The organism is Ruminococcus sp. OM04-4AA, from assembly GCF_003462585.1.
In the GTDB taxonomy this organism is placed as follows: Bacteria; Bacillota; Clostridia; order Lachnospirales; family Lachnospiraceae; genus Mediterraneibacter; species Mediterraneibacter faecis.
The window spans coordinates 1-25,574 of the sequence record NZ_QTZH01000002.1 but is presented as its reverse complement, the minus strand read 5'-3'; the positions used below and the strand labels follow the sequence as shown (position 1 = coordinate 25,574).

Here is a 25,574-nt window from a genome sequence, read left to right as displayed (position 1 = left end):
TGTGCTCCCTGTCCCGGGAAAATAAATGCGATCTTACTCATAGAATCCTTTTCCTCCGATCAGTTCATCTGTCTGTGAGACCAGCTTCTGGATCACTTCCTGACAGGTAAGCTTCTCCTTGATCATACCTGCGATCTGCCCTGCCATCACGCTTCCGCTCTGAACATCTCCATCAACAACAGCTCTCCTGAGTCCTCCTAGTGTCAGATGTTCAAGTTCTTCGAATGTTGCTCCTGCCTGTTCTTTCTCAAGATACTCTTTCGTCATTTTATTACGAAGGGCACGAACCGGATGACCTGTAGATCTTCCTGTCACACGAGAATCAATATCCCTTGCTTTCAAAATGCATTCTTTATAATTCTCATGCACCTGTGCTTCTTCTGTCACAACAAAACGTGTTCCGATCTGGACACCCTCTGCTCCGAGCATAAATGCCGCTGCAATTCCTCTTCCATCTGCAATTCCTCCGGCTGCGATCACCGGGATTTCAACTGCATCTACAACCTGCGGAACGAGAACCATCGTTGTATTCTCACCGATGTGTCCGCCTGCTTCTGTTCCTTCTGCCACCAGAGCATCTGCTCCACAACGCTGCATTCTCTTCGCCATCGCTACAGAAGCAACTACAGGGATCACTTTGATTCCGGCTTCCTTCCACATCTTTATATATTTTTCCGGAGATCCTGCACCGGTCGTGACAACTGCTACACCTTCTTCGACAGCCACCTTTGCAACTTCATCTGCATAAGGACTGATCATCATAATATTGATTCCAAACGGCTTATCTGTCAGCTTCTTTGCCTCACGGATCTGTTCTCTGACCCACTCGGCCGGTGCACTTGCTGTTCCGATCAGTCCAAGTCCACCGGCATTTGAAACTGCTGCCGCCAGATGATATTCTGCAACCCATGCCATACCGCCCTGAATGATCGGGTACTCAATTCCAAGTAATTCTGTTATTCTCGTTCTCATAAGAACTCCCTTCTTGATCACTTCTCTATCAACGGTTCTCTCGGATCGGCTGCCGAAAAGGAACCGGAATGCTTCGTTTTCTACTTGTTCTATACTTCTACTTGTGTGATTCGATATATTTTACAACGTCCCCCACTGTTGTGATCTGCTCTAGATCTTCAGATGGGATCTCTACTTCAAAAGCTTCCTCAAATGCCATTACCATCTCAAAAAGATCCAGGGAATCTGCTCCAAGATCCTCTTTGAAAGATGTTGTCTCACTTAATGTGCTTTCCTCTACGTTTAATGACTCTGCTACGATTTCTTTTACTTTTTCTAACATGATTTTGTTTTCCTTTCTTGAATTTACCATTCCATCAGGCATCCTGCCCATGTAAGTCCTGCCCCGAATCCGGCAAGTATAATTTTCTGATCTCTTTTCAGCTTTCCATCCCGATTCATTTCATTTAAAAGGATTGGAACTGACGCCGCCGACGTATTCGCATATTCACCAAGATTCATTGGGAACTTCTCAATTTCTACGCCAACTCTCTTTGCAGCCGCTTCAATGATTCTTCTGTTTGCCTGATGCAAAACAAAGTAATCCACATCTTCTCTTGAAACATCTGCTTTTTTCAACATTTCTTCGATGATTTCCGGTACTTTTCTCACAGCGAACTTAAAAACTGCCTGTCCATCCATCCGAATTACCGGCGTTTCTTCTGTTCCATATTGTAAGGTCAATGCCTCTCCCTTGTCTCCTGCCGAATGTGCCATGGCCGTGTAGACTGCTTCTGCACTTTCACTTTCTTCTCCCCGGAGAACCACTGCACCTGCACCGTCTCCGAATAAAATGCAAGTTCCACGGTCTTTCCAGTCTACAATTCTGCTCATCTTCTCTGCACCGATCACCAGTGCAGTCTTAACAAGACCCGAACGGATATAAGACTGCGCCGTATTCAATGCGAGAATAAATCCCGAACAGGCTGCATTCAGATCGTATCCCCATGCATGAACTGCACCGATTGCTTTCTGCACTTCACAGGAAGTGTTCGGAAATACTGTTTCTGAAGAAGACGTCGCTACAAGGATCAGGTCAATCTCTTCTGCTTTCAGCCCGCTGTCTGCAAGAGCTTCTTCTGCTGCTTTTGCAGCCATAAAAGATACCGTCTCCTCTTTTGCGAGATGTCGGCTTTGAATTCCTGTGCGTTCCCGGATCCATTCATCACTTGTGTCGACCAGAGAGGACAATTCCACGTTGTCCATTCGATGGGACGGTATGTACGATCCTGTCCCGCATATTCTTCCTATCATATCTCTTCTCCAACTCTGTCAAAATAATTGTCACTCTTCACAGTATGATTCTTTCCAGATCTGAACCGTAATTGTTTTGACTTTTAAATACTTTGACTCTCAAAGTATATCATAAATAAAATAGATGTCAAGATAATTTTTAGACAGTTTTTCTCTTTTTGTCTATTAGTTGCTGGTCGCACATCGTATGAACAGCAATACATATTTTATTTGAATCTGTCTTTTCTGCGTAGTATAATAAAATAAACGTAACTGTTCAGAAAGGAAATTTGTCATGAAATACAAGAATATTGTTTTTGACTTTGGAAATGTCATCGGACGTTTTGATGGAAAAGCGATTCTTTCAGAATTCTGCCCATATGAAGAAGAACTGGATCATTTATCCGAAATCGTTTATAAACGCTGGGCAGAACTTGACGCCGGCACACTTAATTATGATAGTTACATAAATGAAGTCATCGATCAGGTTCCGGAACATTTGAAGGACTGCATCCGCCGGTTTGCAAAAGAATGGCCACGCTGCACTACTTTACTTCCGGATACCATTACATTTATCCATGAATTAAAAGAGCGCAATATACCAATCTATCTGCTGTCTAATGCTCCAACCTATTTTGCAGAATACTATGAAGGAAGTGAACTTCTTTCTCACTTTGACGGAATCTTATTTTCCGGACCGATCAGACTTGCAAAGCCGTCTCCTGAAATCTACAGTCATTTTCTCAGGAAATTTGATTTAAAGGCAGAAGAATGTTTCTTTATTGATGATCTTGAGCCAAACATCAATGCAGCAAAAGAAGCCGGAATGGGTGGACTTGTATTTACTGGCGATATCAATGAAGTAAAAAAAGCAATTGGTTTCTGATCCAATTGCTTTTTCTATTCGCTCCTGCCTCAATCCTTTATCGATTGAACGCTTTGAATTCTCTCTGTGCTTCACGCTTCTGATCTTTCTTTGCGATCGTCTCACGCTTGTCATATAATTTCTTACCTTTGGCAAGTCCAATCTCAATCTTTACAAGACTTCCGCTGAAATAAACCTGCAGCGGAACAACTGTAATTCCCTGTTCTTTCATCTTACCAAATATTTTCAGTATCTCCTTCTTATGAAGAAGCAGCTTTCTCACGCGAAGCGGATCTTTGTTAAAGATATTCCCCTTCTCATAAGGACTGATATGCATACCATAGATATACATCTCCCCGTCTTCCACACGGATAAATGCTTCTTTGATACTACACTTTCCCATACGAAGAGACTTTACTTCTGTGCCATGCAGCACAAGTCCTGCTTCATATTTCTCAAGAATAAAATAGTCATGATATGCTTTTTTATTATTCGCAATAAGTTTTTTCTCTGTCTTTGCCATCTGATTCCAACCTCTAACTCATCTATTTTAACCGCACTCCTGCAAGTATTATGCCAGCTCGAAATTAATCGTCCGGAGCAGCTTATCTGCATCACTTACGCGGACACGCACCTTTTCACCAAGTTTATATGTCTTTCCTGTATGCTCTCCGACCATTTCATACGTCTGCTCTATAAAATTATAATGATCGTCCCGCAGATCCACAACATGAACAAGGCCTTCCACTGTATTCGGAAGTTCTACATAGATTCCCCATTTTGTAACACCGGAAATGACACCTTCGTACTCTTCTCCAATATGCATGCGCATATACTCTGCTTTCTTCATCTTCACAACTTCACGTTCTGTCTCTTCTGCCAGTCGTTCTCTGTCACTACACTGTTTCGCTACTTCCGGGAGGATCTTGTCATAATGTTCTATACGATTCTCATTCAATCGTCCACGCAGATTCTCCTTAATGATTCTGTGAATCTGGAGATCCGGATAACGGCGGATCGGAGAAGTGAAATGTGTATAATACTTCGCTGCCAATCCAAAGTGTCCTGTATTCTCTGTTGTGTATTTTGCCTGACACATGGAGCGTAATGTAAGTCTGCTGATCAGAGCTTCTTCCGGGGTTCCTTCCACCTGACTAAGAAGTTTCTGAATCTCCTTTGGCTTTACTTCATCATGCACATGAATATGATAACCGAAATTATTGATAAATGTACTCAGTTTCTTTATCTTCTCTTCGTCTGGAACTTCATGCGTTCTGTAGAGAAATGGAACCTCTCTCCAAAAATATTCTTCTGCCACCGTCTCATTGGCAAGAAGCATAAAATCTTCGATGATCTTCGTTGCACTGTTTCTCTCATAAGGTTTGATATTAATTGGTTTCCCCTTCTCATCCAATTCAATCTTTGTCTCCGGAAAATCAAAATCAATCGAACCTCTCTTGCCACGTCGTTCTCTGAGAATCGTTGAAAGTTCCTGCATCTTCTGAATCATCGGAACAAAATCCTCATCTTCTTTCAGTGCTTCTGGTTCTTCTGCCAGCACCTTAGATACACCTGTATAACTCATACGCTTATCTACCTGGATCACAGTCTCCGCGATCTGATGATCGATCACCTCGCCTTTCGGAGACACTGTCATAATGCAGGATAATGCCAGACGGTCTTCCCCTGCATTCAGAGAACAGATGCCATTCGACAACACATGCGGCAGCATCGGTATGACACGGTCAGCAAGATAAACACTCGTCCCACGCTTCAGTGCTTCTCGATCCAGGGCACTTTTCTCCTGTACATAATTGGTAACATCCGCAATATGAACACCCAGCTGATAATTCTCATCCTTCATTGTCAGAGAAACCGCATCATCCAGATCATTCGCATCTTCACCGTCGATCGTAACCATCTGCCAGTCACGTAAATCCAATCTTCCGGCACAATCTGCTTCGGATACATCTTTCCCAACACGAACCGCCTGATTCAATACCTTCTCCGGAAATTCTGTAGGAAGATCATAATCCTTTACAATAGATAAAATATCCGCTCCCGGATCATTCACATGACCGATGATCTCAACAATCTTTCCTTCCGGCTTAGCATGTTCCTGTCCATAAGATGTCAGTTCTACCACAACCTTATGACCGTCCATGGCATCCATCTCTTTTCCGGCCGGAATATAAATATCCTTCAGATATCTCTGATTATCCGGACGTACAAATCCAAAACTCTTACTCTTCTCATACAATCCGACAATCTTCTTCACCTGATGCGACACGATTCTTACGATTTTTCCTTCTTTTCTCTTACCTCCCGGCGCACCTGTGATAATACATTCCACTTCATCTCCCTGGAATGCACCGTTCACATTCTCTCCCGGAATAAAGATATCCTCATCTTCACCCTCTACCATAACAAATCCAAATCCACGGATATTCGCCTGGAAGGTTCCTGTGATACGCTTTGCCTGACCTTTACTGTATTTCCCTCTTTTAGAAAGTGTAATCTTTCCTTCTTCAACGAGCGCATCCAACACTTCCTGAAGCTCTCTTCTCTGTTCTTTCGATACCTGAAGAACCGTCGCAATCTCTTTGACTTTCATTGGGATATAAAAATCATCACAAATAAAGTCATAAATCACTTTTTTTCTCTTTTCAAATGTCTGATCCATTCTGTTTCCTTTCATCTTTACTCAAAGTAAAAAAAGACATTCTATAGTCTTATTATAGAATGTCTTATACTTACTTCATCATCTGTTATTAATTAAAAACCTTAAGGTTCAGTACTACTGCAAGCACCAGGAAAAGAATAGCAAGAAACTTTGTAGACTTTACAAGTGCACCTTCCATAGAACGTCCCTTGTTCTGTCCCCAGTAAGTATCCGCCATACCGCCAATCGTTCCCAATCCAGCTGACTTTCCTTCCTGCAAAAGAATAATCGCTGATAATGCGATACAGTCTATAACAAAGATAATGTATAAAACAATCTTCAAAATGTCCATCTTCTATGACCTCCTACACACTGACGTAACAGCACACCTGTTAAACCATAAAAATATAGCTTCTTAAATCTTCTCATGCCATTACATGAATCTTAATTATTCTATCACAAGTATGGTTAATTTGCAAGTATTAAAAGATTCCAAATATCTTCTCACGGAATGAAACATATAGGGAATCATAATCTGTATACTGAATCTTACTGTTCTTAAACTTTTCTCCCCATCTGCTGCAGAGATGATCTGCGATCAGTTTCGCATCGTCATGCTCTGTCAAAAGAATTGCCGGAAATACATAATAGATCATAAAGAAATTCAGATCTGTCTGAACTGCACTGTCTATTTTTCCTTTTTTCGGAGAAACATATGCATCATAAACCTTATCTGTAAAGTCTACTGCAAGCTCTTTGGCTGCCGTCTCTTTATCAGAAGCATTCTCCGTATATTCTGTCATCTCACGGAAATAATGTCCATGATTCTCTATAAAAGCCTCCATATTTACTTTATAAGAAGCCTTCTTCAACTTTTTCATCATCGGCTTCATATCTGCAAATATTTTTTCTACATGATCAAGCATATTGTTCCTCCATTACGTTAAAAAATGTGACTAGTCTGTTACAACACCCTTCTGAAGCATTACATTCGCATAAAGTGCTGATTCACCTGTTGCAATGATCGCATAAGCTGTCTTAGCTTCATCATAGAATGCAAAACGCTCAATGTTTCCAACAACAGCATCACCTCTGTCATCATATTTACGGATAATCTCTTTATATGTATCCCAGATTGGTGTCTCCACTGTATCTCCAGGCATAACTTCCATAAGATTTACCGGATGCTCCACATAGCTGTCCAGAGGAAACACCTGAAGAATCGCATCAAGAATCTCCGGTACTCCGTGTCCGTCGCAACGGATCACAATCGCGTCTTTTCCCATTGATTCAGCCGGAAAGTTTCCATCAGAGATGACCAGTCTGTCACTGTGTCCCATCTCAGCAAGTACTTTCAACAGTTCTGGTGATAAAATTTTTGGAATTCCTTTTAACATATTATCTTCCTCCTTGATATAATAACATATTATTTTAAAAAAGGAACCGGGAATTTCCCGATTCCTTTCTTTTCACTTTAATAATTCAGCTTCTCTTTACAGATATGAATTAGTCATACAGGTTTGGAGAGATATCCTCATCATCCATGTTTGTAGAATCATACCAGTAACCATCTGTTGTAACGTCTTCTACAGACTCACCATCACAGATCTTAGCAAGAGTCTCGATGGAGATTTTACCCTGCATCAGAGGAGACTGTGTAACAGCACCAAGTAATGTACCATCTTTAACAGCGGCTTTGATAACTGATCCAGCATCGAATCCAGCTGCAACGATCTTATCATCATCTGTTCCAAGTTTGTTCAGGTTCTGGTTAGCTGTGAGAACACCCTCTGCAGATACCTGGTTTGATCCGAACATAGCGATTGTATCGTCTTTGTTCATGATGTTAGAAGCCTCTGTAGCACACAGCTCAACTGTTGTCTGTGCCGGAACTGCAACTTCGAGAACTACGTCAGCAGATGCCTGATCGCCATTGTCTTTTACCTGGTTTACATAGAAGTCATTTCCTACAACTGCTACTGTCTTTCCATCAGCTTTAGCAAGCTCGATGAACTTGTTGATGAATCCCATACCACGCTCAGAAATGTTAGCAGATGTTGCATCCTGGTTAACTTCACCAACACGAACCTGTCCGTTTCCGATTCTGTCTTTGATTGCTTCATAAATATGCTCTGCTGCGATTCCACCAGCCTGCTCGTTGTCTGTTACAACTGTTGCGTATACAGATCCTTCTGGAGCGTCCGGAACACCTGAGTCGAAACATACAACCGGAATCTTCTTGTCAAGTGCTGACTGCAGTGAATCAAGAACTGAGTTCTGGTCACAAGCTGCAAGAGCGATTCCGTCTGGATTTTTGTTGATTGCGTTGTTCAGCATGTTAACCTGGTCAGCGATATCGGACTCTGCGTTCGGTCCTGTTGTGTTAGCTGTAACACCGAGCTCATCACAAGCCTGATTGATTCCCTGTACAGCTGCCTGCCAGTATGAAGACTGGAAGCTCTTTACAACAACTTCGAAATGATATCCCTTGGAATCTCCTGATCCATCTGTCTTAGTGTCGCCATCTGCTTTCTTAGTGTCATCTGCCTTGGATCCACATCCTGCGAGCATTCCAACTACCATACATCCACCAAGTAAAACTGCTAAAACTTTCTTTTTCATAATTATGTCCTCCTGACAAAATAAATTTGTGACTGCTTGTCTGAGTTTTCTTCCAGTTTTCCTCTCCCTAATGCCAGGCCTCTCTGGCAGAGCCTCTTTCGTGCATTTCTTAAATCGCTCTGCAGAAGTAGTTTGCCCAGGCTTCTTTGTCCGAAAACTCTTTATACAGTCTGTTTCGTTTAGCTTCTATAGTAACAGCTTTCTTTTTCACGCTTTTTTCAGCACGTTTCCCCGCTGCTATCTATCCGCACACATTAATAATATAACACATTACCAATGGTTTTGCAATTAATTATTGCTTTTTCGTGATTTTTCACAAATTCTAAATTTAAGTGAAAAAAATTACTCTTTTCCTGCTTTTCTCTTAAGAATATCAACAAGTACGGCTGCGATCAGGACAAATCCTGTAATGATCTGCTGCCAGTTAGCTGTCAGTCCGATGAATGGAAGACCAGTCTTCAGAAGACAGATAACGAATACACCAAACAGTGTTCCTGTGATGCTTCCTACACCACCTGTCATGGATACACCACCGATGATTGCTCCACCGATAGCCTCAAGCTCGAATCCAGCACCACTTCCTGGCTGAACTGTAGCGAAGATAGCGGAGTATGCGATAGAAGCAAGTCCTGCGAAGAATCCACAGATTACATATGCTGCAATATGATAGAATCTTACATTAACTCCGGAAAGTCTTGTTGCTTCTTTGTTACTTCCGATTGCAAGTGTATAACGTCCAATTCTTGTATGATTCAGTACAAATGTCATAACAACAACCAGAAGAATTACCCATAAGAAACCGATCGGGATATTCTGTCCGCCGGACTGAATCTTGAAGATACTTCTGAACCATCCGCCCGGTGCTGCTGCTGCCGGCCATGAGATTCCGAATCCACCTACGATAATGGAACCAAGTCCACGAGTAATCATACAAGTACAAAGTGTTGCCAGGAATGCCGGCAGGTCCATGATTGCTACCAGTACACCATTCAGAACACCAATCAGCATTCCAAGAATAATTGCTGCAAGGATACCAACGATTGTAGGCATTCCTTTGTGAACGATCAGATATCCACCAACGAGTGAATAACATACAAGTCCAGTACCGATTGACAGGTCAACACCACCTGTCATCAGTGGAAAGGCTACTCCAATTGCCATCAGGACAATATAATAGGAGAAGTCCAGAATGTTAATAAATGTTGTATATTTTCTGAAGTTCGGGCTCATTGCACAGAAGAAGATAAACAGTGCAATAACAACGAGCAGGACGATGAATTTCTGTCCTCCCATTCTGTCAATAAATGACTTATTAGAGCCGGCCTTCTTTGTTGTATTATTTGCCATTACTTTTTCCCTCCCTACTCAATCTCACGTGTAGCCATGTTCATGATATTTTCCTGTGTAGCTTCGGAAATATCCAGCTCACCTGTCTTCTTACCTTCGCACATAACAACGATTCTGTCACTCATACGAAGGATCTCTGTCATCTCGGAGGAAATCATAATAATGGCTTTTCCTTCTGCTGCCAGCTGATTCATCAGCTTGTAAATCTCATTCTTAGCTCCAACGTCGATACCTCTTGTAGGCTCATCGAAGATAAGGATGTCACAGTCTCTTGTCAGCCATTTTGCAATAACGACTTTCTGCTGGTTACCACCTGACAGGTTAACTACCAGCTGATCTGTACCAGGAGTCTTTGTTGCAAGCTGCTCAACATATTCCTGAGCAATCTTGTTCTCTTTCTTCTTATCGATAAAAGGACCGCTCATGAATTTTTCAAGTGTTGCCATTGTTGTATTCTCAGCAACTGATTTCTGTACAACAATACCATATCTCTTTCTGTCCTCTGACAGATAACCGATACCGCACTTAACAGCATCCTGTGGGCTCTTGATTGTAACCTTCTTACCGTTGATATAAATATCACCGCTGTCGATCGGGTCAGCTCCAAAGAGTGCTCTGGCTGTCTCTGTACGTCCAGCTCCCATCAGTCCGGAGAATCCAAGGATCTCACCTTTGTGAAGTTCGAAGCTTACATCCTGTACCATCTTACCAGCGTTCAGGTGTTCAACTTTAAGAACTACCGGTGCTCCCGGAGGTGTCATGTTCTTCTCCTTCGGATCTTCGTAAATAACACGTCCAACCATCATGTTGATGATGTCGTCTTTTGTACTTTCTTTTGTGATCAATGTTCCAACATAAGTACCATCTCTCATGACTGTAACACGGTCTGTGATCACTTTAATCTCATCCATACGGTGGGAGATATAAACAATTCCCATTCCTTGACTTTTCAGGTCACGGATGATCTTGAACAACTGCTCGATCTCTGTCTCTGTCAGAGCTGCTGATGGCTCGTCAAAGATGATGATCTTTGCATCATGTGAAATAGCTTTTGCGATCTCACACATCTGCTGCTTACCTACTGTAAGTTTTGACATTGTCTCTCTCGGATCAATATCAACGTTCATTCTGTCGAACAGTTTCTGTGCTTCTTCGTTCATCTTCTTGTCATCAATCTTGATACCCTTCTTGAACTCTCTTCCGATGAAGATGTTCTGAGCAACTGTCAGATGACCAAGCATGTTCAGCTCCTGGTGTACGATGATAACACCGTTATCCTGTGCTTCACGTGCGCTGTGGAACTCTACTTCTTTTCCTTCATATGTAATTGTTCCAGAATCTTTTGTATAAATACCTGTAAGAACTTTCATCAGAGTAGATTTACCGGCACCGTTCTCTCCCATAAGAGCAAGAACTTCGCCTTTTCTGATCTCAAGATCTACATGGTCAAGTGCGTGAACACCTGGGAAAGATTTATCAATCCCTTTCATTTCCAATATAACTTCGCCCATTTTATTACCCTTGCCTTTCTTTCAATCAAACATTTCGTTCATCATTCATAAAGCTGATCTCTTAATATAGAAGAGAAATTAGTTCTTTCTGCGTCTTGCAAGTACGTCACTGAATACTGCGACGATAACAATAACACCTGTAATGATAAGCTGATAATCTTTTGTAAAGCCAAGAGCCAGAATTCCTTCCTGAAGAAGAGCGATGATAAATACACCAATGATTGTACCGCTGATGGATGCAAGTCCACCTGCCATGGATGTACCACCCATTACACATCCGGCGATTGCTTCGTTGTTGTACTGATCTCCATAACCAGGCTGTACTGTTGTATATGCAGATACATAGAAGATAGCGCCCATTCCAACGAGAACTCCACAGATAATGAATGCAAGCATTTCCCATTTCTTAACATCTACACCTGAAAGTCTAACAGCTTCTTTGTTACTACCAAGGCAAAGGATGTAACGTCCGATTCTTGTCTTGTTCAGGATAATCGCACAGACAACTGCAACTACCAGAAGAATAACAAGTCCAACCGGGACCCCGTTATATCTTACAAGATTTCTGAACCATCCGTTGTCCGGATCTGCTGCCTGCGGCCAGCTGACTGACTGTGTCTTTGTGTAAACTGACGCAAGACCTTTTGCAATATTCATACTTGCCATTGAAGTGATGAATGAAGGTACTGACCAGTAAGCTACCAGGTATCCATTAAAGAGACCAAAAGCAAATCCCACAAGGATACTGATCAGGATTGCAACCGGCATGGAAATTCCATGTGTTGTCAGTGTATAACCTGAGATAAGTGCACAACAGAACATAACCGGTCCAATAGAGAAGTCGATCTGTCCTGTAGCAATTACAAATGTAACACCCAGTGATAAAAATCCAAGGAAATAAGCATAATTGAGTGCGCTCATGATTCGGTTCATTCCTGCGAAGCTTCCTCCGGTCAGTGCACAGAAGAGTCCGTACATCAGAAGAAGGACACAGCACAAAACAATTCTGTTAAATCCTACCTTTTTTACAAAAGGATTTTGTTTAATTTTTTCCAATTTTCTTCCTCCCATCTTTTACTTTGCTGGTGTTGACTGGATTGTCGATTAACTCTTACGATACCCCCATTCCTCTTAACCTCAGCGTAACGGTTCGCTTTCAAAGCTTTAAGATTTTTTGTTTTTCAAAGTGTGTTTTCGATTTCCCCGCACACCTTTGATACATGAATAAATTATAGCTTTGTTTCCACGTTTTGTCAAGATTCCCCACCGTTTTTAGGGCGAAACGGTTCGTTTTTGTTTGTTTTCACTATATTTTTATCCATTTTCACAACAAAACCCACGCTTTTCTGTGCATTTTGCTTATGCACTATCCAAGGTCTCGTATTGAGTCTCCCTCTCTTACAGAGGTACTGAAACTAATTTTTACCGGCATACCGTTTTGCTCTCCATTTACTCGCTCCAGGAGCATAGCTACAGCCTTCTCGCACATCGTTTCCATTGGCTGGACAATCAGCCATAATTTAGGGCGCAGCACCTGGGTCATCGGAAGATTATCCACTCCGATGAGCGAGACATCTTGCGGACAGGAGAGTCCTGATTCGTTCAATGCCATAATTCCACCAAGCATGGTGTTATAGTTTCCTAAGATCACACCGGTCGGACGGTCTTCAAGCTCCAAAAGTTCTTTCATTCCTCTGTACCCATGTTCAAAAGAATGCCCTCCCAGCTTACAGTATTCCTTTGGAATCTCCAGTCCTGCCTGGTTCATCGCATCAGAATATCCTTTCACACGTTCCCTTCCGGTATATTCAATATTAGAGGCAATCACAGCTATTTTCTTGTGATGGTTCTCAATTAATTTATTCGTTGCACGATAGATTGCTGTCCGGTTATCAACCTCAACGCAATCATATTCTTCATCCTGGAATGATCTGTCAACCAGAACAACCGGAACATTTGCTTTTTTCGCAGCATGAAGAAACTTTCCATGCATACCTACAGCAAATACCAATATTCCATCTACTTTCCTGCTAAGAAGAAACTGCAGATTTTCTTTCTGTAGCTTCTCGTCATTGCAGGAATCACAGATCAACATTCCATATCCCTTTTTATGAAGTTCCATTCCCAGATAATGCAGCATACTTCCTACAAAAAGACACTGTATATCATAAACCAGAACTCCAATCGTCTTTGTCTTGTGGGTAACAAGCCCTCTTGCGAGCTCGTTCACTTCATAATGCAGTTCGTTGATTGCCTCCTCAATCAAGATACGATTTTCCGGCAATACATTACCGCCATTCAAATACTTCGATATCGTTGCAAGGGACAATCCTGTCCTTTTCTTGATATCGCGAATAGTAGCAGCCATAATCTTCTCCTCCCAGGCCAATTAGCGAACCGTTATGCATTTTGCCCAACTCAACTGCTTATTCCATTAAATCATACAGCAGATTGACAGTCAAGTGTTTCTGAAGAATTCTTTTTTATTACGTTGCCAGCCATAATGTTACTGTTCACACGATGTGCGACTGACAACTCATTCCCCCTTAGTTCAAAGCACTATACTAAAATTTTCTTAAATCTCTCGTATGCTTCGTCCCATGCTTCTTTGTCCTGTGGCTCGTAGATCTTGATGTCCTGAGAACGTTTGATAATTTCTCTTGCTTCTTCGATAGATTTGATATCTCCGGAAGCCATGAGCTGCAGTGCAATATTTCCAAGAACAGTTGCCTCTATTGGGCCTGCACTTACTCTGCATCCACATGCATTTGCTGTGAACTGGCAAAGAAGAGCACTCTGTGTTCCACCGCCTACCATGTAGACTGTCTTATAATCTTTACCTGTACACTCTTTAATCTCTTCCATCGCATGACGATATTTCATTGCAAGACTCTGGTTGATGCAACGAACAACTTCTCCGACTGTTTCCGGAACAGGCTGTCCTGTCTTCTTGCAGAATTCACGGATTCTTGTCGGAATATCTCCGGCTGGTGTGAATTCCGGTGCATCCGGATCAATAAAGCTCTGGAGTGCCGGAGCTTCTTTTGCCATAATCTCAAGCTCGCCAAATCCATACTCATTTCCTTCACGGATCCACTGACGACGGCTTTCCTGAATACACCACAATCCGATGATATTCTTAAGGAAGGAAATCTTTCTTCCATATCCACCTTCATTCGTGATGTTGTAATGCTCAGATTTCTCATTGATAATAGGTTCTGCAAGCTCTGTTCCAAGCAGTGACCATGTTCCGCAACTCAGGAAGATAAAATCTTCTTCTGATGTTGGTACAGATACAAGCGCACTCTGCGTATCATGTCCTGCAACAGCCATAACATCAATCTTATCCAGACCAAGCTCTGTACAGATTTCATCTGTAAGAGTACCGATCTTTGTACCTGTAGGTACGATTTCCGGGAAAATATGTTTCGGAATTCCCAGTGCTTCGATCACTTCGTCTGACCACTCGCCCTTTTTCGCATCAAGAAGCTGTGTTGTAGAAGCGATAGAATACTCAGCTTTTTTCTCCCCTGTAAGGAAGTAGTTGAAAAGGTCTGGCATCAAAATCATCTTGTCAGCTTTCTCAAGAAGCTCTTTTCTTGTCTTTACAAGAGAAAGGAGCTGGAATGCTGTGTTGAGATCCATGAACTGATTTCCTGTGATCTGGTAGAATTTCTCTTTATCGATCAGTTTGAAACTTTCTTCGATCATTCCTTCTGTACGTGCATCACGGTAATGTACAGGGTTCTCAAGAAGTCTTCCTTCCTCGTCGATCAGTCCAAAATCAACTCCCCATGTGTCGATACCGATACTTTCGATTTTTCCACATTTTTTTGCTTTGATCAGACCCTGTTTGATCTCAAAAAATAATCTCAGTACATCCCAGTACATTGATCCATTCAGGATAACCGGATCGTTAGAAAAACGGTGAAGTTCTTCAATGCTGATCTTGTCACCATCAAAAGTTCCGCACATTGCTCTTCCGCCTGAAGCACCAAAGTCAAATGCTAATACTTTTTTCTCCATAATCTTCCTCTTTTCTTAATACTCTTTTACTCGGTATTAAAACAGGGGCCCTGCATAGGCAGCACCCCCGCATTCTTTGTTCTAGTTCTGTATCGAAACTGCATTTACAGTCTTTTTACATTTCCTAACAAAAGGACTCCTTCTTATTTGTAAAGCGGTCCGTAGTTCTTACAAGCTCTGAAGTCAGCGCCTTCTTTATCCATTCCAAATGCATTCCATGCTGCCGGACGGTAGATATCTTTCTCCGGTACGTTGTGCATAGATACTGGAATACGAAGCATTGAACACATTGTGATCAGGTCAGCTCCGATGTGTCCGTAGGAGATAGCACCGTGGTTAGCTCCCCAGTTGTTCATTACATCATAAGCTGTCTTGAATGCTCCCTCTTTACCATCACATCTTGGAGCAAACCATGTACATGGCCATGTGTAGTCTGTACGTTTCCAAAGCTTATCAGATACTTCTTCTGGAAGTTCAAGTGTCCATCCTTCTGCAATCTGAAGAACCGGTCCAAGTCCTTTTACAAGGTTAAGACGGATCATTGTAGCTGGCATCTGAGCGCGTGTCTCGTAACGGCTTGAGTATCCGCCTCCACGGAAGTATCCGTTGTCAGCCATGCACCACTCTGTAGCATCCATGATTGCTTTCTGGTCTTCTTCTGTAACGTTCCACCATTCTTTCATAACGCCGTTACCGTTCTCGTCTTTAGCAACACCAGATGCATCAAGGCAAGCTGCTCCAGAGTTGATCAGGTGAAGGAATCCACCGTTCTCTTTAGCAACACCCTCGAGGTCATATCCTGTAGCTTTCTTAACTGCCTCTGGGCTCCAGTATGTACGAACATCAGCGAAGATCTGAGCACGTCCTGTAAGAAGTTTCATGAACATCATTCCAAGTCCGTTGAGAACGTCGTTCTCTGTAGCAAGGATGTATGGCTCACGAGCTCCGTTCCAGTCGAAAGATGTATTCAGAACTGCCTCTGCGAAGTCTCCGTTCGGATAGAAGTCTGTCCACTGTCTCTGTCCCTGGAATCCAGCTGCCAGAGCGTTGTGTCCGATTGCTTCCTCTGAGAACTTCTCGTCAAGATTCTTATTTCCATTCATAAGGTCTTTGATGATAACTGCCATCTTAACAACGAACTCGAACTGCTCCTCTTTCTCCTCTGGAGTAGCCTGAAGCTCTTCTGGGTTCTTGTCCCAACCAATCTTGCAAGTCTCTTTTGCCCATTTCAGAGCTTTCTCGAACTCAGCCTTGTCATAGATCTCTTCTGACATACGACGGATGATTTCTACCTCATCAACAGACTCTACACGCATTCCAAGGTAAGACTCGATGAAATCAGAATCAATGATAGATCCACCGATACCCATTGTAACAGATCCGATCTGAAGGTAAGATGTTCCTCTCATGGATGCTGCTGCAACAGCTGCACGTCCGAATCTAAGAAGTTTCTCTTTAACGTCTTCCGGAATTGTTGTGTCGTCAGCTTCCTGAACGTCATGTCCGTAAATTCCAAATGCCGGAAGTCCCTTCTGTGCATGTGTAGCAAGTACAGATGCAAGGTATACAGCTCCCGGTCTCTCTGTTCCGTTGAATCCCCATACAGCTTTGATTGTCTGTGGATCCATATCCATTGTCTCAGCTCCGTAGCACCAGCAAGGTGTAACTGTAACTGTGATATCTACGCCTTCTCTTCTGAACTTATCAGCACAAGCAGCACTCTCACCTACACGTCCGATTGTTGTGTCAGCGATAACAACTTTAACCGGCTCGCCATTTGAATATCTTAAGTTCTCCTCAAACAGTTTTGCTGCAGATTTTGCCATGTTCATTGTCTGCTCTTCAAGAGATCCTCTTACGTCAAGAGCTCCTCTACGTCCATCAATTGTCGGTCTGATACCAATTACTGGATAAGATCCTACTAATCTTCTTTCTGCCATAATTACATTCCTCCTTAATTGTTTGCCTTGCTCTGCTTATCTTCCTTCGCAGAACCGCTTCTTTAAGTATCATTATAGTTCTTTCCTTTCTTTTTGTCTTGTGGTATACTAGAATAAAAATATAAAGATATTCACCTTTTATACAACAAAGTACAATTTACAAGCATATATCTTCATATTTATGTTTGTATTTACACTATTTAGATTTTCAAAGGAGATTATTGCATGAAATACATCAATTACAAAGAAGAGCGTAATCACGGAACCATTGATTTTCCAATTGAATTTTATCATGTTACGCCAAATCATCCACGGTATGATATGTCTTATCACTGGCACATCGAATACGAACTTATTCGTGTTTTAAAAGGGAACTTACTTATGTCAATTGGTGAAAATGAATTCACTGCAGAAGCCGGAGACCTTATTTTTATAAAAGGAGGGCTTCTTCATGGCGGAACTCCTAAGGATTGTGTCTATGAATGTCTTGTTTTTAATCTTGAATCGCTCATGGCAGTAAACCATGCCAGCGAACGTCTGCTTAAGAAGATCGGAAGTGACACTCTGACTATCCCTGCCCTCATCAAAGCACCTGTAAAGAATTTAGAACATATTACTTCCATGATGTTTGAACATATCAAAAAGCGTACCGAAGGGCACGAGCTTATGGTGATTGGTACTCTGTACCAATTTTTAGGCTACATTTTGGAAAATAAATTGTTCGAAAACGTTCGAATCATCAGTCAGAAGGATAGCCGAAAAATAGAACATTTAAAGAAAGCTCTTGAAGTGATTGAAAACCATTATGCTGACTGTATCACACTGGAAGATCTGGCTCAGGCAGCCGGCATGAATTCAAAATATTTCTGCCGTTACTTTAAGGATATGACCCACAGGACCCCTGTTGACTATCTGAATTATTATCGGATTGAGCAAGCCTGTTTCAAACTTGTAACTTCAAATGAATCTATTGCTGACATCGGATTAAGCTGTGGTTTCAATGATGTGAGTTATTTTATTAAGACATTCAAGAAATACAAAGGAATGACACCGAAGAAATATCTTCGCGCACCACTGTAATCAAAAATTGCGAAACAGGTCAACCCCATCATTTTTTCACGCAAAAGGAGATCCCCTTACGGAGATCTCCTCTTTTCATATCTCATTCACTCATGAAATATCCTTATTTATCTTCTTTTTCTGCAGCGTATACAGTTACCAGTTTGTTCAGGTAATCGTATCTCTCCATAGCTTCCTGCTCATTGAGAGCGAAGAGCTTGTCAGCCTTAGCCGGGTTAGCTCTCTTCAGTGCATTGTAACGTACTTCACCATTCAGGAAGTCCTGGTATCCTTCTGCCTTCGGAGCCTTGCTGTCAAGTGAGAACTTGTCTCCCTCTGCAGCCGGGTTGTAACGGAAGTTATTCCAGTATCCACACTCTACTGCCAGCTGTTCCTCTGTCTGAGCTTTGCTCATACCCTTCTTGATACCATGGTTGATACATGGAGCGTAAGCGATGATCAGTGATGGTCCCGGATAAGCCTCAGCCTCAGCGATTGCCTTAACTGTCTGGTTGAAGTCAGCACCCATAGCGATCTGAGCTACGTATACGTATCCGTATGTCATAGCCATTCCTGCAAGGTCTTTCTTCTTAGTCTCTTTTCCGCCTGCTGCGAACTGAGCTGTAGCACCAGTCTTAGTAGCCTTAGAGGACTGTCCACCTGTGTTGGAGTAAACCTCTGTATCGAATACCATAATGTTGATATCTTTCTTGCTTGCAAGAACGTGGTCAACTCCGCCGTATCCGATATCGTAAGCCCATCCGTCTCCTCCGAAGATCCACTGGGATTTCTTAGCAAGGAAATCTTTGTTCTTCAGAACTTCTGCTCTCTCTTCGCAATCGCAATCGAGTGCTTCAAGAGCTGCAACAAGTTTGTCTGTAGCTGTTCCATTTGTAGCGCCTACTGTATATGTCTCAAGATACTCAGCTGCTGCAGCCTTAACTGCCTCATCTGTAGTCTTCTCTGCGATCTTCTCAACTTTTGCTTTCAGTCTGTCTCTGATTGTATTCTGTGCAAGCAGCATACCGTATCCAAACTCAGCGTTGTCTTCAAACAGGGAGTTGCTCCATGCAGGTCCTTTACCTTCCGGTGTTACTGTGTAAGGTGTAGACGGTGAAGAGTTACCCCAAATAGAAGAACATCCTGTTGCATTTGCAATATACATTCTATCACCAAACAGCTGTGTGATCAGCTTAGCGTATGGTGTCTCACCACATCCTGCACAAGCTCCTGAGAACTCAAGGAGTGGCTGTTTGAACTGGCTTCCCTTAACTGTTGTCTCTTTGAATTTAGCAACAACTTCTGGTTTAACCGGAATCTCTCTACCAAAGTCGAAGAATGTCTGCTCTCCTGCATTAGCTCCATGTTAGCCATTGTAAGAGCCTTCTCAACTTCGCCTGTCTCTTTATTCTTCTTGCCCGGGCAGACATTCACACAAGATCCACATCCTGTACAGTCGTAAGCGGATACTGTCATTGTGAACTTCATTCCCGGCATTCCGATCATATCAAGTGTCTTAAGTCCTTCTGGAGCCTGAGCAACTTCTTCCTCTGTCAGAGCTACCGGACGGATAACTGCGTGCGGACATACATATGCACAACGGTTACACTGGATACACTGATCTGGATTCCAAACCGGAATATCTACTGCGATACCACGTTTCTCGTATGCAGATGTTCCTGATGGTGTAGATCCATCAATATAATCATTAAATGCAGATACAGGGAGTGTATTTCCTTCCTGAGCATTAACTTTTGCCTGAATGTTCTTAGCAAATGCAATCGCATCAGCTCTTCCGCCATCTGCGATGTGTGGTGTAGCAAGACCTTCGTCAGCTGCATCTTTCCAGCTTTCTGGAACTTCTACTTCTACAACCTGTTTAGCACCTGCGTCGATTGCATCGTAGTTCATCTGTACGATCTTGTCACCCTTTCTTCCGTAAGTAGCCTTAGCAGCTGCTTTCATAAGGTCAATAGCCTCTTCTTCCGGAATGATAGCTGCAAGTTTGAAGAATGCAGACTGAAGAACTGTATTGATACGTCCGCCAAGTCCGATCTCTTTACCGATCTTGATACCATCGATTGTGTAGAATTTGATTCCGTGGTTAGCAATATAAGCTTTCACCTGTCCCGGAAGATGCTCCTCAAGTCCTTCCATATCCCATGGGCAGTTCAGAAGGAATGTTCCTCCGTCAACCAGCTCCTGTACCATGTTGTACTTATTTACATAAGATGGGTTATGGCATGCTACAAAGTTAGCCTGGTGAATCAGGTATGTTGACTTAATCGGTTTCTTACCAAAGCGAAGGTGAGACATTGTAACACCACCGGACTTCTTAGAGTCATAATCAAAGTAAGCCTGTGCATACATGTCTGTGTTATCACCAATGATCTTGATGGAGTTCTTGTTTGCTCCAACAGTACCATCTGCTCCAAGTCCCCAGAACTTACAGTTGATTGTTCCTTCTGGTGTTGTAACAAGTGGCTTACCAGCATCAAGTGAAAGATGTGTAACATCATCTTCAATACCGATTGTGAATTTAGCTTTCTCATCGTTGTGGTATACAGCAACGATCTGAGCAGGTGTTGTATCTTTAGAACCAAGTCCATAACGTCCTGTGTAAACTGGAACTGCATCGAACTTAGATCCTTTAAGTGCTGCAACAACATCCAGGTACAGTGGCTCGCCAAGTGCTCCTGGCTCTTTTGTTCTGTCAAGAACAGAAATCTTCTTAACTGTATCCGGGATAGCATCGATCAGAGCTTCTGCGCTGAATGGTCTGTAAAGACGAACTTTAACAACTCCGACTTTCTCTCCTGCAGCTGTCAGGTAATCGATTGTCTCCTCGATCGTGTCACAAACAGATCCCATAGCTACGATCACGTGCTCTGCATCTGCTGCTCCATAGTAGTTGAACAGTTTGTAGTCTGTTCCGATCTTCTCATTAACCTTATCCATGTACTTCTGAACGATTCCCGGAAGTGCATCATAGAATGGGTTACAAGCCTCTCTAGCCTGGAAGAAGATATCCGGGTTCTGAGCTGAACCTCTCTGGCATGGGTGGTTCGGGTTAAGTGCATGTGCGCGGAACTCGTCGATTGCTTCCATGCTTACCATGTCTTTCAGATCTTCATAATCCCATGTCTCGATTTTCTGAATCTCGTGTGATGTTCTGAATCCATCAAAGAAGTTGATGAATGGAATCTTTCCTTCAAGTGCTGCACAATGAGCAACCGGAGTAAGGTCCATTACTTCCTGTACGCTGGATTCACAGAGCATAGCTGCTCCTGTCTGACGACAGGCATAAACGTCAGAATGATCTCCAAAAATTGACAGTGCGTGGCTTGCAAGTGCACGGGCAGATACGTTGAATACTCCCGGAAGCTGCTCACCAGCAACCTTATATAAGTTAGGAATCATAAGAAGGAGCCCCTGAGAAGCAGTAAATGTTGTTGTAAGAGCACCTGCTGCTAATGATCCGTGAACAGCACCTGCTGCTCCGGCCTCGGACTGCATCTCTGTAACCTGTACAGTCTGTCCGAAAATGTTCTCCCTTCCTTCAGTAGCCCACTCATCGATATGCTCCGGCATAACGGATGAAGGCGTAATCGGGTAAATAGCTGCTACTTCTGTATATGCATAAGAAACGTGAGCTGCTGCCTGATTACCGTCCATGGTCTTCATTTTTCTTGCCATTTTTATTCCTCCTTAGGTGTTACATAGGTTTTACACTGAGTTAAGTATAATTAATTCACATGTAGTTTCATTATATCTCCAAAAGTCACAAAAGTCTAGAGTTATAAATATCCTCTTTTGTATATTTTCGTGTACAGAGTATTGTTTTGAGAATAGTTATCAGTGCTGGTATTGGGGATTATTAACTAAAACAGGCAGAAATAGAAAAAGTCAGAAGAGTTCTTTCTGTTGAACATTAACTCTTCTGACTTATGAATCACTATACTTTTTTCTTATTATTCTATCTATTCTTAAACAACCGGTCATCCCACTTCGGTGGTTTTTTCCCTTTGATCTTTGTTGGCACCGGCTCATACTGATCCACTTTTTTCTTCTCGTTTTTTTTTCTGCAATGTCTTCTGCAATAGATCAGCATAATTCCTGTCATAATCACCAGACAACCTGCCAGAAGTTCTGACACCGGAAATCCGATCCCCGGAAGAACAAGCTGATCCGTTCTAAGCCTCTCGATCCACACGCGTCCTGCCCCATAACCAAACAGGTACATAAGAAAGAGCTCACCTTCATATTTCTTATGTTTCCTATACAGAAACAATATAATAAGCAGTCCGGCACACCATAATGATTCATACAAAAATGTCGGATGTACCTGGATATAACTGACTCCATCAATTCTCTGCATATTCTCACGCATAAGTTCTGTGATATCTTCCGGCCTTACTGCATCAACCGGAAGCCTCATCGCAAACAGACAATCCGTATATTCTCCAAATGCTTCCCTGTTAAAGAAATTCCCCCAACGTCCAAGCATCTGACCATTCAGAAGTGCCAGTGCGATTGTATCCAAAATCTGAAATGGTGATTTTTTCTTAACAGCAGCCATCACAAAAACTGCGATCACTGCTCCGATCACGCCACCATAAATTGCCAGACCACCTTCTCTGAGATTAAAGATAGACAAAAGATTATCTTTATATAAATCCCAGGAGAAAATCACATAATAGATTCTTGCGCCTGCAATTCCTGCAATTACTCCGACAATTCCCATATCCAGATAGTCTTCCGGATTCTGTCCTGTTCTTTTTGCTTCCACTGTGGCAATCAAAAATCCAATCAAAATTGCCGCACCGATAATCATGCCGTAGTAAGCAATTGAAAATCCAAAGATGCTGATGCTTTTTCCTACATGATCCAGATAAATCCCTAAATTTGGAAAGCTGATATTGTAATGCATATTATGTTATTTCCTTTCATATCCACAGAAATCAGGAACAAATCCAGTTGTTCCTGATTCCTGTTTTTACTGCTTTTCCAATTAGAAAACAATGAATCTAACTGGTTTTCAAGCATATTCCCTATATCTGTTAAACGTTAAATCTGAACAGCATGATATCTCCGTCCTGAACGACATAGTCTTTTCCTTCCAGACGAACTAATCCTTTTTCTTTTGCTGCCGCATGAGTTCCGCATGCCATCAGATCATCATAACTTACTACTTCCGCACGGATAAATCCACGTTCAAAGTCTGTATGAATCTTACCAGCTGCCTGTGGTGCCTTTGTTCCCTTCTTGATTGTCCATGCACGAACTTCCGGCTCCCCTGCTGTCAGATAACTGATCAGTCCAAGAAGATGATAGCTTGCCTTGATCAGCTTCTCAAGTCCGGATTCTTCTAATCCAAGGTCTTCAAGGAACATGGACTTCTCATCATCATCTAACTGAGAAATTTCTTCTTCAATTTCTGCACATACTACGAACACTTCGCAGTCTTCCTCTTTTGCATACTCACGAACTGCCTGAACCCCTGCATTGTTCACACCATCATCAGCAAGATCATCCTCAGATACATTTGCTGCAAAGATTACAGGTTTTGCTGTCAGAAGGTTGTACTCGGCAAGCCATGCCTGCTCATCCTCATCCTCTGTCACGAAGCTCTTTGCCATCTTATTCTCTTCCAGATGTGCTTTCAAACGGTTCTGAAGATCCAGCTCTTTCGCCGCCATCTTATCATTTCTAGAAAGCTTCACTGTCTTGGAGATTCTTCTTTCAAGAACCTCAAGATCTGAGAAAATCAGCTCAAGATTGATTGTCTCAATGTCACGCAGCGGATCAATACTTCCGTCTACATGCACAATATTCGTATTCTCGAAGCATCTTACAACATGTACGATTGCATCAACCTCACGGATATTGGCAAGGAACTGGTTTCCAAGTCCTTCTCCTTTGGATGCTCCCTTCACAAGTCCTGCAATATCAACAAACTCAATTGCTGCTGGAATGATCTTCTTTGTATGATACATCTCTCCAAGCACATCCAGTCTCTTATCCGGAACTGTTACGACACCGACATTCGGGTCAATTGTACAGAATGGATAATTTGCAGATTCTGCACCGGCCTTTGTCAGTGAGTTAAACAGTGTACTTTTTCCTACGTTCGGTAATCCTACGATTCCAAGTTTCATCTTTCTATATTCCTCCTATAAATCCTTAGATTTCAATCCTACCAATTCGCCTGTTCGCAATCCGGTTTGTAGTATAAAACGATACTGATTTCATTCTTGTAACCTTTTAAATCTTTTCCCATATTTCAGCGCCTCTCATAAGAAGCCCTAATACAGTACCTTGTATTATACCATAGCATCTTATTTTTGTGAATATTCATTTTCATCTCTTGTCACATAAAACACCCCATAAATAAGAAAGTCCCACCGGGTTGCGCATGAAAAATCAGAGGCGTGGTGGGTTCTGTTAATGTTATTATGCAGCTTTCAATGTCACTGTCAAGATTGTTTTTGTAAAAAAATCAGCAGCGCCTGCCACACTGAAAATAATTGTTGTAAAAAATATTTTTATGCCTGCTCAAAGAATGTCCTTACATATATTCAAAAGATGAAGGTCATAAATACAGGCTCTTGATGAAATTTTTTATCTATCCTGATTAGGGGGCAAAAGACACGTTAATTAATATATGATTTTATTTGTACCTTGAAAATTTAACACGAATTGCGTAATTCTTGCAGTTCATTGACAAACCGGCAGATATGAAATCCATCACATACCGCATGATGAACTTGAACTGCTAAAGGAAGCACAATTCTCCCATCTTCCTCGTAATATTTCCCCAAGGTGAAAATGGGAATTAAATAACTATACCCTTTCTATTTACAGCTCTAATGTGTCAATTATATTCTTTAATGCGTCTGCTGATTCTTTTAGCTTCAATGCTTCTTCTCCACTAAGATTAATCGGTATATCAGATTCAATTCCGTCTGCACCAACAATGACAGGCATACTTAATACAACATCATCAATCTCATATACTCCATGTATCATGTGCGATACAGGAAGTATTGATTTTTCGTCACGCATAATTACTTCACAGATACGTTTTACTGACATTGCAATTCCATAATATGTCGCATGCTTCTTATTAATAATCTCATAGGCACTGTTTTTGACAGCATCTGCGATTTCCTTCGTATTTTCCTTATGGTTATAATGTCCTCTCATCTCACACATGTCACTAAGCGGAACACCGGATACATTGGCAGATGACCATGCCACAACTTCACTGTCTCCATGCTCTCCTACTATAAATGCAT

20 protein-coding genes and 2 pseudogenes are annotated in these 25,574 nt (G+C 42.1%); 2 read left to right on the top strand and 20 right to left on the bottom strand.

The window, feature by feature from the left end; genetic code table 11:
• Positions 1-33 precede the first annotated feature (33 nt).
• The 3 genes from fabK to DXB52_RS00925 form a co-directional block, all read right to left on the bottom strand.
• Positions 34-972 (bottom strand): enoyl-[acyl-carrier-protein] reductase FabK, encoded by a 939-nt coding sequence (gene fabK, locus DXB52_RS00935; protein ID WP_117579130.1) that lies wholly within the window; start codon positions 970-972, stop codon positions 34-36.
• Positions 973-1,069: 97 nt separating this feature from the next.
• Positions 1,070-1,294: an acyl carrier protein gene (locus DXB52_RS00930; RefSeq protein WP_081016846.1), complete on the bottom strand. Its 225-nt coding sequence runs from the start codon at positions 1,292-1,294 to the stop codon at positions 1,070-1,072.
• Positions 1,295-1,317: 23 nt separating this feature from the next.
• Positions 1,318-2,265, bottom strand: coding sequence for a beta-ketoacyl-ACP synthase III (locus tag DXB52_RS00925; RefSeq protein WP_117579129.1), 948 nt, complete (start codon positions 2,263-2,265; stop codon positions 1,318-1,320).
• Between the two features lie 274 nt (positions 2,266-2,539).
• Between DXB52_RS00925 and DXB52_RS00920 the strand changes: the two genes are divergently transcribed.
• Positions 2,540-3,130: an HAD family hydrolase gene (locus tag DXB52_RS00920; RefSeq protein WP_117568482.1), complete on the top strand. Its 591-nt coding sequence runs from the start codon at positions 2,540-2,542 to the stop codon at positions 3,128-3,130.
• 37 nt (positions 3,131-3,167) lie between these two features.
• Here the strand turns inward: DXB52_RS00920 and smpB are convergent, their stop codons facing one another.
• From smpB to DXB52_RS00860, 12 genes are all read right to left on the bottom strand, one after another.
• Positions 3,168-3,632 carry an SsrA-binding protein SmpB gene (gene smpB, locus DXB52_RS00915; RefSeq protein ID WP_015528354.1) on the bottom strand — a complete coding sequence of 155 codons (465 nt, stop codon included), beginning with the start codon at positions 3,630-3,632 and terminating at the stop codon, positions 3,168-3,170.
• Between the two features lie 48 nt (positions 3,633-3,680).
• Positions 3,681-5,792 carry a ribonuclease R gene (gene rnr, locus DXB52_RS00910; RefSeq protein ID WP_118106274.1) on the bottom strand — a complete coding sequence of 704 codons (2,112 nt, stop codon included), beginning with the start codon at positions 5,790-5,792 and terminating at the stop codon, positions 3,681-3,683.
• Between the two features lie 88 nt (positions 5,793-5,880).
• Positions 5,881-6,123 (bottom strand): preprotein translocase subunit SecG, encoded by a 243-nt coding sequence (gene secG, locus DXB52_RS00905; protein ID WP_015528355.1) that lies wholly within the window; start codon positions 6,121-6,123, stop codon positions 5,881-5,883.
• 130 nt (positions 6,124-6,253) lie between these two features.
• Positions 6,254-6,697 (bottom strand): hypothetical protein, encoded by a 444-nt coding sequence (locus DXB52_RS00900; RefSeq protein WP_055172273.1) that lies wholly within the window; start codon positions 6,695-6,697, stop codon positions 6,254-6,256.
• 30 nt (positions 6,698-6,727) lie between these two features.
• A complete protein-coding gene (locus DXB52_RS00895; protein WP_020436394.1) occupies positions 6,728-7,168 on the bottom strand; it encodes an RbsD/FucU family protein in 441 nt (146 codons plus the stop codon).
• A gap of 109 nt (positions 7,169-7,277) precedes the next feature.
• Positions 7,278-8,393, bottom strand: coding sequence for a substrate-binding domain-containing protein (locus DXB52_RS00890; protein ID WP_015528358.1), 1,116 nt, complete (start codon positions 8,391-8,393; stop codon positions 7,278-7,280).
• Between the two features lie 342 nt (positions 8,394-8,735).
• Entirely contained in the window at positions 8,736-9,740 is a 1,005-nt protein-coding gene (locus DXB52_RS00885; protein WP_015528359.1) for an ABC transporter permease, read from the bottom strand.
• Between the two features lie 14 nt (positions 9,741-9,754).
• The gene (locus tag DXB52_RS00880) at positions 9,755-11,251 is read right to left on the bottom strand and encodes a sugar ABC transporter ATP-binding protein (RefSeq protein WP_015528360.1); all 1,497 of its coding nucleotides are present in this window, start codon (positions 11,249-11,251) and stop codon (positions 9,755-9,757) included.
• A 78-nt stretch (positions 11,252-11,329) separates the two neighbouring features.
• Positions 11,330-12,307 carry an ABC transporter permease gene (locus DXB52_RS00875; RefSeq protein WP_227155528.1) on the bottom strand — a complete coding sequence of 326 codons (978 nt, stop codon included), beginning with the start codon at positions 12,305-12,307 and terminating at the stop codon, positions 11,330-11,332.
• Positions 12,308-12,617: 310 nt separating this feature from the next.
• On the bottom strand, positions 12,618-13,619 hold the full coding sequence (locus tag DXB52_RS00870) for a LacI family DNA-binding transcriptional regulator (protein ID WP_015528361.1): 1,002 nt from the start codon (positions 13,617-13,619) through the stop codon (positions 12,618-12,620).
• 191 nt (positions 13,620-13,810) lie between these two features.
• Entirely contained in the window at positions 13,811-15,277 is a 1,467-nt protein-coding gene (locus tag DXB52_RS00865) for a rhamnulokinase (protein ID WP_015528362.1), read from the bottom strand.
• A gap of 143 nt (positions 15,278-15,420) precedes the next feature.
• A complete protein-coding gene (locus DXB52_RS00860) occupies positions 15,421-17,217 on the bottom strand; it encodes an L-fucose isomerase (RefSeq protein ID WP_055146244.1) in 1,797 nt (598 codons plus the stop codon).
• Between the two features lie 225 nt (positions 17,218-17,442).
• Between DXB52_RS00860 and DXB52_RS00855 the strand changes: the two genes are divergently transcribed.
• On the top strand, positions 17,443-18,297 hold the full coding sequence (locus tag DXB52_RS00855; RefSeq protein ID WP_055146247.1) for a helix-turn-helix domain-containing protein: 855 nt from the start codon (positions 17,443-17,445) through the stop codon (positions 18,295-18,297).
• A gap of 103 nt (positions 18,298-18,400) precedes the next feature.
• On the opposite strand, the pseudogene nifJ reads toward DXB52_RS00855, so the two are convergent.
• The 5 genes and pseudogenes from nifJ to DXB52_RS00830 all read right to left on the bottom strand — a co-directional run.
• Positions 18,401-21,972: pseudogene (nifJ, locus tag DXB52_RS00850) on the bottom strand (pyruvate:ferredoxin (flavodoxin) oxidoreductase).
• A 280-nt stretch (positions 21,973-22,252) separates the two neighbouring features.
• Positions 22,253-23,206 carry a prolipoprotein diacylglyceryl transferase gene (lgt, locus tag DXB52_RS00845; protein ID WP_117540949.1) on the bottom strand — a complete coding sequence of 318 codons (954 nt, stop codon included), beginning with the start codon at positions 23,204-23,206 and terminating at the stop codon, positions 22,253-22,255.
• A gap of 130 nt (positions 23,207-23,336) precedes the next feature.
• Positions 23,337-24,434: a redox-regulated ATPase YchF gene (gene ychF / locus DXB52_RS00840; protein ID WP_117540951.1), complete on the bottom strand. Its 1,098-nt coding sequence runs from the start codon at positions 24,432-24,434 to the stop codon at positions 23,337-23,339.
• 531 nt (positions 24,435-24,965) lie between these two features.
• Positions 24,966-25,130 (bottom strand): annotated as a pseudogene (locus tag DXB52_RS00835) (CatA-like O-acetyltransferase); the annotation flags it as partial.
• Positions 25,131-25,134: 4 nt separating this feature from the next.
• Positions 25,135-25,574 (bottom strand): Rossmann-fold NAD(P)-binding domain-containing protein (locus DXB52_RS00830; RefSeq protein ID WP_465223595.1); only part of this gene is annotated, 440 nt, incomplete at its 5' end.